The 13,500-nt window shown below is 68.7% G+C and carries 15 protein-coding genes and 1 pseudogene; 9 read left to right on the plus strand and 7 right to left on the minus strand.

What is annotated here, in order from left to right; translation table 11 throughout:
• The first annotated feature begins 4 nt into the window (after positions 1-4).
• Both EBN03_RS20990 and EBN03_RS34265 read left to right on the plus strand, forming a co-directional pair.
• Entirely contained in the window at positions 5-919 is a 915-nt protein-coding gene (locus tag EBN03_RS20990) for a metallophosphoesterase family protein (protein ID WP_122189798.1), read from the plus strand.
• Complete coding sequence (locus EBN03_RS34265; RefSeq protein WP_158675698.1) at positions 916-1,368, plus strand: hypothetical protein; 453 nt, start codon at positions 916-918, stop codon at positions 1,366-1,368. Before EBN03_RS20990 ends, EBN03_RS34265 begins: the two co-directional genes overlap by 4 nt.
• Here the strand turns inward: EBN03_RS34265 and EBN03_RS21000 are convergent.
• Both EBN03_RS21000 and EBN03_RS21005 read right to left on the minus strand, forming a co-directional pair.
• Positions 1,308-1,700: a carboxymuconolactone decarboxylase family protein gene (locus EBN03_RS21000; protein ID WP_122189799.1), complete on the minus strand. Its 393-nt coding sequence runs from the start codon at positions 1,698-1,700 to the stop codon at positions 1,308-1,310. The genes EBN03_RS34265 and EBN03_RS21000 overlap by 61 nt on opposite strands.
• Entirely contained in the window at positions 1,697-2,362 is a 666-nt protein-coding gene (locus EBN03_RS21005) for a class II aldolase/adducin family protein (protein WP_122189800.1), read from the minus strand. The genes EBN03_RS21000 and EBN03_RS21005 overlap by 4 nt, the downstream gene beginning before the upstream one ends.
• Positions 2,363-2,479: 117 nt before the next feature.
• Here EBN03_RS21005 and EBN03_RS21010 point away from each other — a divergent pair, with 117 nt between their 5' ends.
• The 3 genes from EBN03_RS21010 to EBN03_RS21020 all read left to right on the plus strand — a co-directional run bounded on the left by EBN03_RS21010 (position 2,480) and on the right by EBN03_RS21020 (position 6,015).
• Positions 2,480-2,854: a MerR family transcriptional regulator gene (locus EBN03_RS21010; RefSeq protein WP_122189801.1), complete on the plus strand. Its 375-nt coding sequence runs from the start codon at positions 2,480-2,482 to the stop codon at positions 2,852-2,854.
• 30 nt (positions 2,855-2,884) lie between these two features.
• The gene (locus tag EBN03_RS21015) at positions 2,885-4,045 is read left to right on the plus strand and encodes a cytochrome P450 family protein (protein ID WP_122189802.1); all 1,161 of its coding nucleotides are present in this window, start codon (positions 2,885-2,887) and stop codon (positions 4,043-4,045) included.
• A gap of 323 nt (positions 4,046-4,368) precedes the next feature.
• A complete protein-coding gene (locus EBN03_RS21020) occupies positions 4,369-6,015 on the plus strand; it encodes a SulP family inorganic anion transporter (protein ID WP_122189803.1) in 1,647 nt (548 codons plus the stop codon).
• 17 nt (positions 6,016-6,032) lie between these two features.
• Here the strand turns inward: EBN03_RS21020 and EBN03_RS21025 are convergent, their stop codons facing one another.
• Complete coding sequence (locus EBN03_RS21025) at positions 6,033-6,863, minus strand: COG4705 family protein (protein ID WP_122189804.1); 831 nt, start codon at positions 6,861-6,863, stop codon at positions 6,033-6,035.
• 84 nt (positions 6,864-6,947) lie between these two features.
• Positions 6,948-7,649 (minus strand): response regulator transcription factor, encoded by a 702-nt coding sequence (locus EBN03_RS21030; protein WP_122189805.1) that lies wholly within the window; start codon positions 7,647-7,649, stop codon positions 6,948-6,950.
• Between the two features lie 61 nt (positions 7,650-7,710).
• Between EBN03_RS21030 and EBN03_RS21035 the strand changes: the two genes are divergently transcribed.
• A complete protein-coding gene (locus EBN03_RS21035; protein ID WP_122189806.1) occupies positions 7,711-9,066 on the plus strand; it encodes a sensor histidine kinase in 1,356 nt (451 codons plus the stop codon).
• Positions 9,067-9,115: 49 nt separating this feature from the next.
• Positions 9,116-9,928, plus strand: coding sequence for a COG4705 family protein (locus EBN03_RS21040; protein ID WP_233608499.1), 813 nt, complete (start codon positions 9,116-9,118; stop codon positions 9,926-9,928).
• A gap of 139 nt (positions 9,929-10,067) precedes the next feature.
• On the opposite strand, the gene EBN03_RS21045 is transcribed toward EBN03_RS21040, so the two are convergent.
• From EBN03_RS21045 to EBN03_RS35145, 3 genes and pseudogenes are all read right to left on the minus strand, one after another.
• Positions 10,068-10,466, minus strand: a complete 399-nt coding sequence (locus EBN03_RS21045; RefSeq protein WP_122189807.1) for a DUF4870 domain-containing protein — start codon at positions 10,464-10,466, stop codon at positions 10,068-10,070.
• Positions 10,467-10,594: 128 nt separating this feature from the next.
• Positions 10,595-10,978: a hypothetical protein gene (locus EBN03_RS21050; RefSeq protein ID WP_122189808.1), complete on the minus strand. Its 384-nt coding sequence runs from the start codon at positions 10,976-10,978 to the stop codon at positions 10,595-10,597.
• Between the two features lie 38 nt (positions 10,979-11,016).
• A pseudogene (locus EBN03_RS35145) lies at positions 11,017-11,232 on the minus strand (3-hydroxyacyl-CoA dehydrogenase family protein); the annotation flags it as partial.
• A gap of 31 nt (positions 11,233-11,263) precedes the next feature.
• Here EBN03_RS35145 and EBN03_RS35150 point away from each other — a divergent pair.
• Both EBN03_RS35150 and EBN03_RS21060 read left to right on the plus strand, forming a co-directional pair.
• The gene (locus EBN03_RS35150) at positions 11,264-11,434 is read left to right on the plus strand and encodes a hypothetical protein (protein ID WP_233608525.1); all 171 of its coding nucleotides are present in this window, start codon (positions 11,264-11,266) and stop codon (positions 11,432-11,434) included.
• 956 nt (positions 11,435-12,390) lie between these two features.
• The gene (locus EBN03_RS21060) at positions 12,391-13,137 is read left to right on the plus strand and encodes an isocitrate lyase/PEP mutase family protein (protein WP_122189927.1); all 747 of its coding nucleotides are present in this window, start codon (positions 12,391-12,393) and stop codon (positions 13,135-13,137) included.
• Positions 13,138-13,500: the final 363 nt, after the last annotated feature.

Raw genomic sequence — 13,500 nt, forward strand, 5'->3', positions numbered from 1 at the left:
CACGATGACGCGGCGGCAACTGATGCGCCATTCGGCGTGGTTCGGCGCGGCTGTGGGGTTGACGGTCGTCGGCGGCGAAGTCGTCTCGAACGTGGCCGGTACGACGGCGGTCACCGCGGCCACCCGGCCGACCCTGCGGTTCGCGCAGATCAGCGACAGCCACATCGGCTTCCAGGGGACCGCGAACGGCAATGTCGTCGATACCTTCACCGAGGCCATCGACCAGGTGAATTCACTCGGTTACACACCGGATTTCGTGATCCACACCGGCGATCTGACCCACCTGGCCACTGCCGAACAGTTCGATCAGGTCGAACAGATGATGACCGGACTGTCCACGCCGCACGTCTTCACCGTTCCCGGCGAGCACGATTCGACCGACGACGGCGGCCGGCGCTATCGGGAAGTGTTCGGCAAGGGCACGCGCGGTGACGGCTGGTACAGCTTCGACATCGCGGGTGTCCATGTGATCGCCTTGGTCAACACCCTGAACCCCACCCTGCTCGGCCACCTCGGGCGGGATCAGCTCGACTTCATCCGCTCCGATGTCGCCGGCCTGTCCTCGGATACGCCGATCATCGTGTTCAGCCACATTCCGCTGTTCGCGATGTACCCGGACTGGGGATGGGGAACCGACGACGCCACCGAGGCCCTCAGCTATCTGAAGCGGTTCTCGTCGGTCACCTGCCTCAACGGCCATGTGCACCAACTGTTCACCAAGACCGAAGGCAACATCACCTTCTACAGCGGCACCACTACGGCGTACCCGTTGCCCCACCCGGGGGAGGGCGGTCCGGACGCCAAGCCCAAGCCCGTGACCCTGCCCGCGGGAAAGCTGAGGGACGCCTTGGGGATTCGTGAGGTCAGCTATCGACGGGGGCAGCAGATGCTGGCGATCAAGGAGCAGAAGCTGCAATGAACAAGCCCGACATCCCGGATCTGTTGTTGCGCAGCGCAATCGCTTCCAGCCTTGCCCTCGGCGGCTACCAGCACCTGCACCTCTACCGTGCGGGGTACCGGTACATCCACGTGATCGGCCCGTCGTTCCTGCTCGACGCCGCCGCGTCCTTCGCGGTCGCGTTCCTGGTACTGGTCGGCGCGCCCTGGACGCTGCGGGTGGTCGCCGCCGGACTGGCGGGCGGCGCGATCGCCGGCTTCGTCGCCTCCCGGACCGTGGGAATCTTCGGATTCACCGAAACCGGTTGGGACCCGGCACCATACGCTGTGATCAGCGTCGCCGCGGAGGGCGCCACCATCGCGTTCTGCGTGCTCGGCGGCGTGGTGGCGCTCCGGCGGCTGCGGTGTGATCAGTCCGGCGGCTCCGCGGCGTCGAACAGTTCGGCGACGATCTCGATGCCGAGCGCGTAAGCCGGTGCGCCGCCGGTGATCAGCGCGGTCTCCGCGACACCGACCAGGTCGGCGAGCGTCGCGCCGGCCTGCAGCGCGCCGCGGGCGTGCAGGCGCGCGGGGCCGCCGCGACCGAGCACCAGGAGCTGGCCGACGTGCACCAACTGCTGTGTCCTTGTCCCCAACGGGCTTTCGTGCAGGACGAGACGGCGCAGCGTGGCGAAGGTTTCCTCGACGTCGAGCCGGCCGGTGGCGTGCGCGACCCGCAGTCGATCCTCGATACCGTGCGGGACCGATCCGAAGGTCTCCCGGTAGCGGTTCCGGATCGACTCGAGCTCGGGGGCCGCGGTCATGACGCTGCCCGCGCCATCGAGGCCCGCACGGCGTCCAGGGCTCCGGCCGGGAAGTCCACGGCGCCGCCGAGCGCGCGGGCGGCGAGTTCGGCCTCGGCGCTCTCCTCCAGCGCGATCAGCAGATCCGCGGTCGAGCGGGGGTCGGGTCCGAAGACCAGCAGGCCGTGGTTGGCCAGCAGCACCGCCGACGTCGTCGGGCTGGTCGCCAGAACCTCGGCGACGCCGCGTACCGACACGTCCGAGCCGCGCGGACCCCAGGGCACCACCGGCACGTCCTCGGCCTGTCCGAACCGCAACATCAGCTCGGTGCGGCACGGCAGCGGCCGATGGGCGAGAGCGAACGCGGTCGCGGCGGGTGAATGGGTGTGCAGCACCGCACCGACGTGCGGGCGGGCCCGGTAGACGACGCCGTGCATGTTCACGATCTCCGCGCCGGCCGACTGCAGCCGGCCGCCGCGGACCACCCCGTCCACGCCGACGACCGCCACCTGGTCGGTGCTCAGTCCGCGCACGAATCCCGGTGTCAGCAGGAAGCTCTCGTCGTCGAGCCGGGCGCTGAGGTTGGCGTGCCCGGAATGCGACATCACTCCCGCCTCGAAGAGGTGTTCGGCGGTGCGTACCAGCAGCTCGGCCTGCTGGGCGATGGTCGATGGTTCGGTCATATCGGTCCTCCAGTTCGTTGTTTCCGGTGCGGACCACGCTCCACCTTGAACTAAGGTTCAAGTCAAGCGCTGTGACCCGATCCACCACGGCGAGCGCCGGAGCAGGAGGTCAGGCGGATGTTCATGACGATCGGCGCACTCGCCGCGCAAACCGGGGTCCCGGCTTCGACGATCCGGTACTGGGAGCGGCACGGCCTGCTGCCCCAACCGGAGCGCCGGAGCGGGCAGCGCCGCTACACCGCGGCCGCGGCCGAACGCATCGCGTTGCTGCGCACCTGCCAGCAGGCCGGTCTCAGTCTCGCCGATCTCGCTGAGCTGCAACAGGATCGGCCACGCCGCACGGTGATGATCGCCGCCAAGCTCGCGGAGACCGATCAGCGGCTGCGCGACATCGCACACGCGAGACAGTTTCTCGACCACGCCGCGCAATGCAGTCACGCCGACATCCTGGGCTGCCCCAAATTCCGGGAGCAGATGGCGGCCTGGCGCTGAATCACCGGGCGGCATCGCGATACTGGAGGCATGGACCTCGGACAGTGCCCGTTCGCGACCGGTGTGCACGATCTCGACGCGATTCACGAACGAATGCGATTGCGCGGGAACGGAGTTCACTCTGCTGAGCTGCCGGACGGCTCGCCGGTTTGGGTGGTCACCGGGTATCGGGCGGTGACCGGGCTGCTCGCCGACCCGAACGTATCCGCGGCGAAAGCCGACAGCACCACCGGTTTTCGCGGCAATCGCCTGCCACCGGCATTGGACGCGAATCTGCTCAACGTCGACGGCGATACGCACCGGCGCCTGCGCCGGCTCGGCGCCGCGGGCTTCGGTCCCGCCCAGCGCCACCATCAGGAACAGGTGGTTCTCGGCACGGTCGCCGATCTGGTCGACCGGCTCCCGGCAGCGGGTCTCGTCGACTTCATGGCCGGGCTGTGCGAACCGCTCCCGGTCCGCGTCACCGGGACGCTGCTCGGCCTGCCCGACGAACAGTTGGACGCCTTCCGCGATGCCTCCGCGCCACTGCTGCGGGCGGACGCCTCCCACGAGCCGGACATGCTGAGCCGGTCGATGGCCGCGCTGCTCGCCCTGATCACCGCTGCGATCGCCGGTAAGCGTGAGCGGCCCGGCGACGATCTGCTGTCGGCGTGGATCGCCGCCCGCGACGGCGCGGATCGCCTGACCGAGGACGAACTGACCAGCCTGGCGTTCATCACCGTCATCGGCGGGTTCGAGAACACGATCAGCCTGATCGCGCTGGTGCTCGACGAACTGGTGCGCCACCACCAGCCGCAGGCCCGCGAAATGCTCGACCGCCCGGTCGAATTCGCCGAGTTGATCCGCCGCCTCGTCCACACCGTCGCCCCGATGAGCTTCGCGGTACGCCGCTTCCCGCTGACCGACATCGAGATCAACGGCGTGCCGATTCCGAAGGGCCACACTGTGATCGCCTCACTCCGCTCGGCCCGCCTCGACCCGGAGGCCCACGGCCGCCCCGAGCCCACCTTCGGCCACGGCCGCCACTACTGCCTCGGCGCGAACCTGGCCGAACTCCAAGCCCGGCACGCCGCCCAGGCAGTCCTGCGCAAGTATTCGACCATCGAGGTGATCGGGCCCCGAGACAGTTACGCGCTGCGCGACTCCTGGATCACCTACGCCCTGGCGGAACTGACCCTGCGGGCCGGCTGATCACCGAGGAGCACGAGCGCGGCGGAGCCGGCTGCGGGAGGGCGAAGGCCGCGAATGTTCCCGCATCTTGTCCGCAGCGGATGTGGATCGACAACCCGTGGTGGCGGTCCCGCTCGGTTCGGGTGTCGAGGCGGCCTCGGACGGTCGGCATCGAGAACTTCCGGATCCGGCACATGGGCTGCGACCGGGGGATCGTCGCGATAGCCCTGTGACGCCGCCGTGCGGCACCGGCCCTCCCGCGACAGCGGCCGAGGGCCGAGCGTTACACTGATTGCATAATTTCTTAACTAACTACATTAATGACTCGATAGGGAGGAAGTTGCGTGGCTGTCCGGGTGCTGTTGCCGCGGTGGTCGGACTGGCGCCCCGCGGTGGGAACCCCGGGCGCCGACCTACTGGCCGGGCTGATCGTGGCGCTGGTCGCATTGCCGCTGGCCCTCGGGTTCGGCATTTCCTCCGGCCTCGGAGCCGCCGCCGGACTGGCGACCGCGGTCGTGGCCGGGGCGGTGGCGGCGGTATTCGGCGGTTCCCGGTTCCAGGTGTCGGGTCCGACCGGGGCCATGACGGTCGTGCTCGTTCCGATCTTCCACCAGCACGGTTCGAGCGGGGTGTTGGCTGTGGGGCTACTGGCCGGCCTCGCGCTGGTGGTGCTCGCGATCGCCGGGGTGGGCCGGGCTGTGCGATACATGCCCGCCCCGGTGATCGAGGGATTCACCGCGGGCATCGCGGTCGTCATCGGCCTCCAGCAGCTTCCCGCCGCTCTCGGCATCGCCCACGCGCACGGTGACAAGGTGTGGCAGAGCGCCGCCGACGCCGTCGGGCAGTATCTCAGCCACCCCGACCCGCTTCCGGTGGTGACCGCGCTGCTGGTCGCGGTCACGATGCTGCTCGGCGGGCGGTGGTTGCCGCGGGTGCCGTTCGCGCTGGTAGCGGTGGTGATCGCGACCTCCGTCGCAACGTCGATGCGATTGCCGCTGACCCGAATCGGCGCGATTCCCAGCGGATTGCCCGCCCCGACACTGGGATTCGTGCATCCGGGTCAGCTCGCGGGGCTGATCGGGCCCGCGCTGGCCGTCGCGGCGCTGGCCGCGCTGGAGTCGCTGCTGTCGGCGACGGCCGCCGACTCGATGGCCGTCGGAACCCGTCACGACCCGGACCGCGAACTGTTCGGACAGGGCCTGGCCAATATCGCCGCCCCCCTGTTCGGTGGTGTGCCGGCCACCGGTGCCATCGCCCGAACCGCGGTCAACGTCCGCGCGGGAGCGCGGACCCGGCTGGCCGCACTCACCCACGCGGTCGTCCTGGCCGCCATCATCTATCTGGCGGCACCGCTGGTCGGCCATATCCCGCTGGCCGCGCTCGCGGGCGTGCTGCTGGCCACGACCGTTCGCATGGTCGAGACCGCGTCGCTGGCGGCGATCGCCCGCGCTTCGCGGGGCGACGCCGCGATCATGGCGATCACGTTCCTGGTCACGGTGGCGATGGATCTGGTCACCGCGGTCGCGGTCGGCGTCGGCATCGCCGTCCTGCTCGCGGTGCGTACCGTGGCGAAAGAGGCACGGCTGCAGCAGATCCCACTCGACAGCGGCGATCATCTCGGTGAGGAGCGGGAACTGCTGCACGAGCACATCATCGCCTACCGGCTCGACGGTCCGCTGTTCTTCGCCGCCGCGCACCGGTTCCTGCTGGAACTCGCCGAGGTATCCGACGTTCACGTCGTCATCCTGCGCATGTCCCATGTCAGCGCCCTCGACAGCACCGGCGCGCTCGTTCTCAAGGACGCGATCGGCAAACTCGAACAGCGTCATATCACTGTGCTGATGTCGGGTCTGCGTGACGACCACCGCCGGCGCCTGACCGCTGTCGGTGCCCTGCCGAACGGCGGCAGCGGTCACCTGTTCGCCCACACACCGGACGCCATCGAGGTCGCCCGCGGCCTCGCACCGGGCCGCACCGAGACCGCATCCTGAGTTCGGCGGTATCGGCCCTACCTGGGTGCCAGGGCGTCGGATTCGGGCTGAACGGTGTTCGCGTGCACTGTGTTTCGCCGGTGTTCGCGGATGCTGTAAGCGATGCCCGCGATCAGGATCGCGAGGATGACCGCGGAGGTGCCGCCGCTACCCAGGCCCAGGCCGCCCTTGGCGTGTGGCTTCCAGAGGAAGTCGCCCACGGTCGCGCCGAGCGGGCGGGTCAGCACGAAGGCGGTCCAGAACAGGAAGACACCGGAGATCGGGGTGAAGTAGTGCGCGAGCAGGATCGCGGCCATCGCGGTCGCGATCACCGCCGCACCACCCCAGTAGCCGAGACCCGAACTGTCGGACAGGAAGTCGCCGGTCGAGGTGCCCAGGGTGTTGGACAGCACGATCGCGGCCCAATAGAGCAGTTCGCCGCGGGTGGTGGTGATGTGGGCGACGTCGTAGGTCTCGCCGGTGAACTTCCAGATCACGAACACGACCGCCAGGGCGGAGATCAGGATCGCGGCACCGGCGGGGTAGCCGAGTCCGTTCTCGGCGGAACCGGACTGGTCACCGCGGTTGAGCAGATCCGACAGTGTGGTGCCCATGGTGCTGGTGGCGGCGATCAGGGTCCAGTACAACGCCGGGTGGAAGTTGCGGGCCCGCAACTGCCCGATCAGCACGACGATCAGGACGGCGAAGAACAGGAGGGTGGCGTCGAGGTAGCCGAGGTCCAGCGTCTGGGCGACCCAGTCGCCGCCGGTCTCGCCCAGGGTCGTCGCGGCGATCTTCAGCACCCAGAACAGGACCGTGATCTGGGGCAGCTTGTACGACGTGTGGGCACTGCCCGTGGGCCGGCTCATCGCCTGGGACTCCTCTCTCGACGGCGCCCGGGTGCGCCGTTCCGTTGTGCAGTATTGCGGCCCGGCGCTGAGAGCACGCTGAGATCATCCACCGGTCGACCCCGCGGCCGCGACCCGGTCGTCGATCAGCTGATAGCCCGCGCCCCGATGGGTGCGGATGCTGGTCCGGCCGAACGGGGTATCGACCTTCTTGCGCAGGTAGCCGATGTAGACCTCGACGACGTTCTCCGGGCCCTCGTAGTGTTCGTCCCACACGCCGCGCACGAGGTCGGTCTTGGTGATCACCGCGCCCGGGCGGCGCATCAGGAACTCGAGCAGACCGAATTCGCGCGAGGTGAGCACGATATCGCGGTCGCCGCGCCGGACCGCACGCCGCATCGGGTCCAGCACCAGATCGCCGACCTCGAGCAGTGCGGGCTGCTGCGGTGCCCGCCGGCGCAGCATGGCCCGCAGCCGGGCGATCAGGACGACGAACGAGAACGGCTTGGTCAGATAGTCGTCGGCGCCCAGGTCCAGGGCGTCGGCCTGGTCGAACTCGCCGTCCTTGGCGGTCAGCATCATCACCGGGGTCGCCTTGTCGGTGCGGCGCAGCTGTCGCAGGACCTCGTAGCCGCTGAGCCCGGGCAGCATGATGTCGAGGACGATGACGTCGAACGACTCGCCGGTCGCGCGCCGCAGACCGTCCGGCCCGGTGGCGGCGACCTGCACCGTGAAACCCTCCGCCGCCAGCCCGCGGCGCACCGTCTCGGCCAGACGTGGCTCGTCCTCCACCAACAGCACCCGCACCCGGCCGCACTCCTCTCCACCCGACAACCAACGGGCACCCGGCAATGACCGAAGATCAAGCATGCCCAGCATCGATATCCTGCGCCACCCCGCACGGTGGGGACTGCGCGCCCGGTCGGCGCTGACCGCGGCCGCGGTGGTGACCGTCGTCGTCGTGTTCGGCGCGATCGTGCTGCTGACCCTGCTGTACCGGGCCCTCTACGGTGCCGCCGACTCGTATGCGCTGGGCCGGATCGGTGAGATCAGCGACCGGCTGCACACCACCGCGCCCGCGGACCTGCCGGAGGTTCTGCTGGCGCCCGACAGCCACGTCGAGGTGGTGCAGATCCTCGACGCGTCGGGCGCGCCGGTCCGTTCGACGCCGGGGGCACCCGGCCGGGCACTGATCACGATCCCGGACTCCGGAGCTGTCACCGGGGTCCGGGCCGAGAACGATCTGCGGATCTCGGCGCGCAGTGCCCACACACCGACCCCGTACACGGTGCTCGTCGCCGTCGGCACGGATCCGGCCGACGACGTGTTGCGGGCGATCGTGGGCGGGCTCGCGGTGAGTGGTCCGATCGTGGTCCTGGCGGCCGCCGCCGCCACGTACCGGTTGGTCGGGCGCTCGCTGTCGTCCGTGGAGGCGATCCGCAGCCGGGTCGCCGATATCGGCACTTCGCAACTGTCCCAGCGGGTTCCGGTCCCGGCGGCCGCGGACGAGATCGCCCGGCTGGCGACCACGATGAACGGCATGCTCGGCCGGATCGAAGCCGGTCACACCGCGCAGCGCCGATTCCTCGCCGACGCCTCGCACGAACTGCGCAGCCCGCTGGCGACCGTGATCGCCGGCCTCGAACTGGCCCGCGACCACCCCGAGACCGTCGACACCGCCATGATCGAATCCACGCTGCTGCCCGAGGCGCTGCGGATGCAGCACCTGGTCGACGACCTGCTGACGCTCGCCGCCGCCGACGATCACAACCTGACCCTGCGGCACACCGACGTCGACCTCGACGACATCGGCGCCACCGTGCTGGACCTGGTCCGGCACACCACCAGCATCGAGCTGTCCGGACGATTCGAACCGGCCCGGGTCAGCGGGGACCCACGGGCCCTGACCCGCGTGGTGCGCAACCTGGTCGACAACGCGGTGATCCACGCCCGGTCCACCGTCACGGTCCGCACCGTCGCGGGGGCGGCGGGTGCGCAGCTGGTCGTCGACGACGACGGGCCGGGAATCCCTGCCGCCGAGCGCAATCGCGTCTTCGACCGCTTCGTCCGCCTGGCCGACGACCGGGCGCGCGCGACCGGAGGTGCCGGGCTCGGCCTGTCGATCGTCGCCGAGATCGTCGCCGCCCACCACGGCACCGTCCGGATCGACGACTCGCCGCTGGGCGGAGCACGGCTGACGGTCACCCTGCCGAGCGAGACCTGACCCGCTGCCTCTCAGCGTGCTCTCAGCGCCGGTAGGAAATACTGCCGCCGTGAATTCAGTACACCCCCATGGGCTCTCGAAGCTCCTGACCCGTGCCGGTGCGTTGCGGGTTCCCGAGATCACGGCCGTGTTCTGGATCGTCAAGGGATTGTCCACGGCCATGGGCGAATCCAGCTCCGACTTCCTGGTCACGGGCATGGATCCGGCGATCGCCGTCGTCCTGGGCTTCCTCGCCTTCGTGGCGGCGCTGGCCCTGCAGTTGCGGGCGCGCCGGTACAACGCGTGGCTGTACTGGTTCGCCGTGGTCATGGTCGGTGTCTTCGGCACCATGGCCGCCGATGTCATGCATGTGGCGCTGGGTGTGCCGTATCCGGTGTCGACCGCGTTCTACGCGCTGACCCTGGCCGCGGTGTTCGTGGTGTGGCAGCGGGTCGAGGGGACGCTGTCGATACACGCGGTCGACACCACGCGCCGCGAACTGTTCTATTGGGCCGCGGTCGTGGCGACCTTCGCGATGGGTACCGCGCTCGGTGACCTCACCGCCTACACCCTGCATCTCGGATACGCGGCCTCGGCGGCGCTGTTCGCGGTCCTCATCCTCGTACCCGCGGCCGGCTACCGGCTGGGCTGGAATCCGATCCTGTGCTTCTGGACCGCCTATGTGCTCACCCGTCCGCTGGGCGCGTCGATCGCGGACTGGATGGGCAAGCCGCGTGACAGCAGCGGGCTCGGCCTCGGCGACGGTCCGGTGGTCGCGGTGCTCGGGCTGGCGATCGTCGCGCTGGTCGCCTACCTCGCGGTCACGAAATCCGATGTCCAGCAAGGAGAATCGGCAGACGCGCCGGATCCCGCGCTGCGGTGATCGCGGCGGAGCTCGCGCCCGCGGCGAGGACGATCGGCCCGCTCGGCCGTCGTCGCATCGGATGCCAACGGCCCGAGACTGGCTCGGGCCGTTGATCATCGGAATTCCGGAGTGGAGCGGGCGCCCCCGCATGTGGCTGTTACTTGACCGCGCCGGCCAGCTGATCGGCGTACGGGGCGACGAGTTTGCCGAACAGCGGGAGTTCCGCGCGCGCACCGCCGGTGTTGTTCGCCTGCAGCATGGCCATGATCCAGACGACCAGTGCCAGCACACCGACCACGAGGCCGGCGAGGCTGAAGATGATGCCGAGGAATCCGAGGAACGAGCCCACGACGCTGAGCAGGACGTTGACCACCGAGACCGCGCCGAAGAACACGACCGATTGCGCGGCATGGAATTTCACATCGGGGTCGTTCTTTCCGATGAACAGGAACACGACTCCGGTGACCCAGCCCAGGGCGTAGGACAGGATCGCGCTGGTCTTCTTGTCCAGGCCGGTGGATTGCGGCTGGTTCATGGGAGGCTGAGAAGATGTCATGGGTTCAGTAGATGCGGTGTGCGCCGCCTACCGATCCCAGTTTCGGACCCGGACCGGTGTTCGCGAGCACGGACCACTCCCCGGATCCGGCCCGATATCGGCTGGTCCGAACCGATTCGGGCGCCTGCTCACTCCGACGGGAAGCCGGGATCGTCGGGGCGGACGGTGCACACGAACATGGCGTCCGCGGCGCGGTCGGGGTCCATCATCGCGGCTTCGATACCCATGGTCGCCGGCGGTGTGATCACCGTGCCGGTGCCGTACGCCGTCCAGCGCACGACGGTGCCCTGTGGGTCGCGGTGGTCGGGGACCACGACGCCCTCGGCCGCCTGGTCGGCCGGTGCGACATGGTAGGTGCGGATGTCCTGGGACTGTCCGTCGACGCCGACCACGTCGAAGGCGAAGACGGCCACCCGCTCACCTTCGACCGGATGGCCGGGCGGCCACGGGTTGTCGGCCACTCCGGCCGGGTTGCCGACGATGTGCGCGGTCACGGTGGGCGATTCCGACACAGTTCTGCCTTCCTTCGAGGTCGTTGCGGGGTGTCCGCCTACGGTTTCGGGGTTTCCGCGGTCTTCGGGTCGGTGTAGTCGTCGTAGAAGCCGGCACCCGACTTGACGCCCAGCTTCCCGTCGGCGATGTACATCCGCAGCAGGATGCGCGGGCCTTCCGGCAGGTTCGGGTTCTCCGCCGCGTAGTGCTCTTCGATGTCGAGCACCACGTCGAGACCGACGCTGTCCATGGCGCGGAACGGGCCGACGGGGGAGTGGAAGTTCGCCTTGCTGTAGAAGTGCGTGTTGAGTACCCAGCGCTTGGTCTCCGGCGCCAGGTCCGCCGCGATCAGCCGGCTGGCGTACGGCGACGACGGTCGTGCGCGAACCGTCGGCCAGGTCGATACGGTCGACGCGGCCCGCGGCCAGATCCAGGGCCAGCAGCGCTTCGAACATCGCGACTCCTCACTCCTGTGAGTCGGGGGAGGGCTCGCCGTGACGCTACCGGTAGCGGGGGAGGGCACTGGTGCACGCGCGAACGGTGCGTGTCGAGCCGGGTGCCCGAGCGGTGGCGTGCGTGTCGCGATGGGCATGCTGTGCGGGTAGGCAGCTCGTTGCGGCACAGCGGATCCGGCGCGGGCCCTAGCTGGGCTGTTGGACGATACTCTGCATGGGTTGATGGAAATATGCGCATTAAGGCATGTATGTCCGATGTGGCGCAAACGGTGACAAGCCTGTGCGAGGGAGGGCGGCCGCGTGCCGATGGGCGAATTCGCAGGTGCGGCCGGGGGTTGTCGGTGGCGTCACGAATGCGCCGATCTCGCAAAGGTCTTGCCGAGCAGGGCCGGACGGTTCGGAATCGCGGCATGCGCCGTGTCCTGCGCGGTGGACTCCAGATTTTGCCCAGGTCGGGCCTTCGCGCCGAATCTTGTATTCAGAGGAATATGGTCCGGTTAATGTATTTGAAGGAATTGCATACGGTAAAGCGAAAAAGGACATCTTCACTTCTTTTTGTGGCTTAGGGTTCGACACCGACCCCGGTGGTGATGTCCGGCAAGGGCTTTCGACTGTGGGTCGGCTGCGCCGTCCGGCGCGAAGTTGCATTGCTCTGTGAAAGGTGAAGTTAATGACTGGATCTGCGGGTGTTCTGGGTCTGAACCTGCTCAACCTGATCGGCCTCAACCTGGGCAGCTCGGCTCCCAGCACCGGCCCGGTCGCGACGGCCTCGGGGATCTGACCGATCGTGAACATCGAGTCGTAGTCGGGCCAGGTCACGCCGCTTGGATTCGTCGAGGGGTGAATCGAGGTAGGTCGTGACCCGGCGGGCACGTGGCCGGCGATGGTCGGCCTCGCGCACGACTACATTCGGGATGTATTCGGTGGCGCCGGAGTCCTGGGTTGGCTTCGGGTGGCTCGGCGGGAAGGATCGGGGCATGACCGAACTCCAGTCGAAGGCATCCACGTTCCTGGCGTTGCACCGTCCCGGAGATCCGGTGACACTGCCGACCGTGTGGGACGCATGGTCGGCGAACATCGTTGCGGAGAAGGGATTCTCCGCATTGACCGTGGGTAGTCACCCGCTGGCCGACTCCGTGGGTAAGAGCGACCACGAAGGGATGAGCTTCGCGGACGTGCTCGTGCGGGTCCGCGAGATCACCTCGGCGGTGGAGATTCCCGTATCCGTCGATCTGGAGTCCGGGTACGGGGTCGAGCCCGAGCGGCTGATCGACGAACTGCTCGGCGCCGGCGCGATCGGATTCAATATCGAGGACACGGTGCACGCCGAGGGCGGGCGCCTGCGCGCACCGGAGGAGCATGCCGACCTGGTCGCCCGGTTGCGGGCGGCTGCCGACGAGAGCGGCGTCCGAGTCGTGATCAACGCGCGTACCGACGTGCTGCTGCGCCCCGACCCCGAGCCGTACGTCGACGAGGCGATCGCCCGGCTGCGCCTGGCGGCCGACGCGGGCGCCGACGTGCTGTACCCGGTCGGCCGCAACCCCGCCGAGATCCAGCGCCGGCTGTGCGCCGAGCTGCCGCTGCCGGTGAACGCGGTAACGCTGCCGGGGCAAGGGAACCCGGCGTACTTCGGTGAGCTGGGTGTCGCCCGGATCTCCTTCGGGCCGTTCCTGCAGCAGGCATTCGCCGAGCGGGCCGCTTCGCTGTTCGACGCCTGGCGATAGTCGGGGGCCACCGGACCCGACAGTCTCGGCCCGGCCGGAAACCAGCCACTCGCCGTGCCGTCACTGGGCTGGGCTCGGTGTGCCTTTCCGCCAGGGAAACTCATGGTCAGAGTCGGTGGAAGACCCGACCCGGAATGAGCGCGTGGGGTTTGCCGGCCGGTCGTGGGGCCCGACCCGAGGCGCGGATATTTCGGAATTTTTATCGCCGAGTCATCTGATCGCGGGATTTACCGGTACGCGCCGATTCGCGTCGGATCTCGATGAAATTAGCTTTCCCGAGTGAGTATTTAATTGCAGTTGAAGACCGGATGCGATCGCTCGTGGCGGCGATCTTCGATGCCGAACTGTAATTTCTGGTCGCAA

This window comes from Nocardia stercoris, assembly GCF_003696265.1.
In the GTDB taxonomy this organism is placed as follows: Bacteria; Actinomycetota; Actinomycetes; order Mycobacteriales; family Mycobacteriaceae; genus Nocardia; species Nocardia stercoris.

What these genes read in the sequence shown, in the direction of transcription:
- EBN03_RS34265 (WP_158675698.1), top strand. Translation starts at nt 916, where the DNA reads ATGAACAAGCCCGACATCCCGGATCTGTTGTTGCGCAGCGCAATCGCT.
- EBN03_RS21060 (WP_122189927.1), top strand. Translation starts at nt 12,391, where the DNA reads ATGACCGAACTCCAGTCGAAGGCATCCACGTTCCTGGCGTTGCACCGT.
- EBN03_RS21005 (WP_122189800.1), bottom strand. Translation starts at nt 2,362, where the DNA reads ATGACCGAACCATCGACCATCGCCCAGCAGGCCGAGCTGCTGGTACGC.
- EBN03_RS20990 (WP_122189798.1), top strand. Translation starts at nt 5, where the DNA reads ATGACGCGGCGGCAACTGATGCGCCATTCGGCGTGGTTCGGCGCGGCT.
- EBN03_RS21045 (WP_122189807.1), bottom strand. Translation starts at nt 10,466, where the DNA reads ATGACATCTTCTCAGCCTCCCATGAACCAGCCGCAATCCACCGGCCTG.
- EBN03_RS21010 (WP_122189801.1), top strand. Translation starts at nt 2,480, where the DNA reads ATGTTCATGACGATCGGCGCACTCGCCGCGCAAACCGGGGTCCCGGCT.
- EBN03_RS21000 (WP_122189799.1), bottom strand. Translation starts at nt 1,700, where the DNA reads ATGACCGCGGCCCCCGAGCTCGAGTCGATCCGGAACCGCTACCGGGAG.
- EBN03_RS21025 (WP_122189804.1), bottom strand. Translation starts at nt 6,863, where the DNA reads ATGAGCCGGCCCACGGGCAGTGCCCACACGTCGTACAAGCTGCCCCAG.
- EBN03_RS21015 (WP_122189802.1), top strand. Translation starts at nt 2,885, where the DNA reads ATGGACCTCGGACAGTGCCCGTTCGCGACCGGTGTGCACGATCTCGAC.
- EBN03_RS21035 (WP_122189806.1), top strand. Translation starts at nt 7,711, where the DNA reads ATGCCCAGCATCGATATCCTGCGCCACCCCGCACGGTGGGGACTGCGC.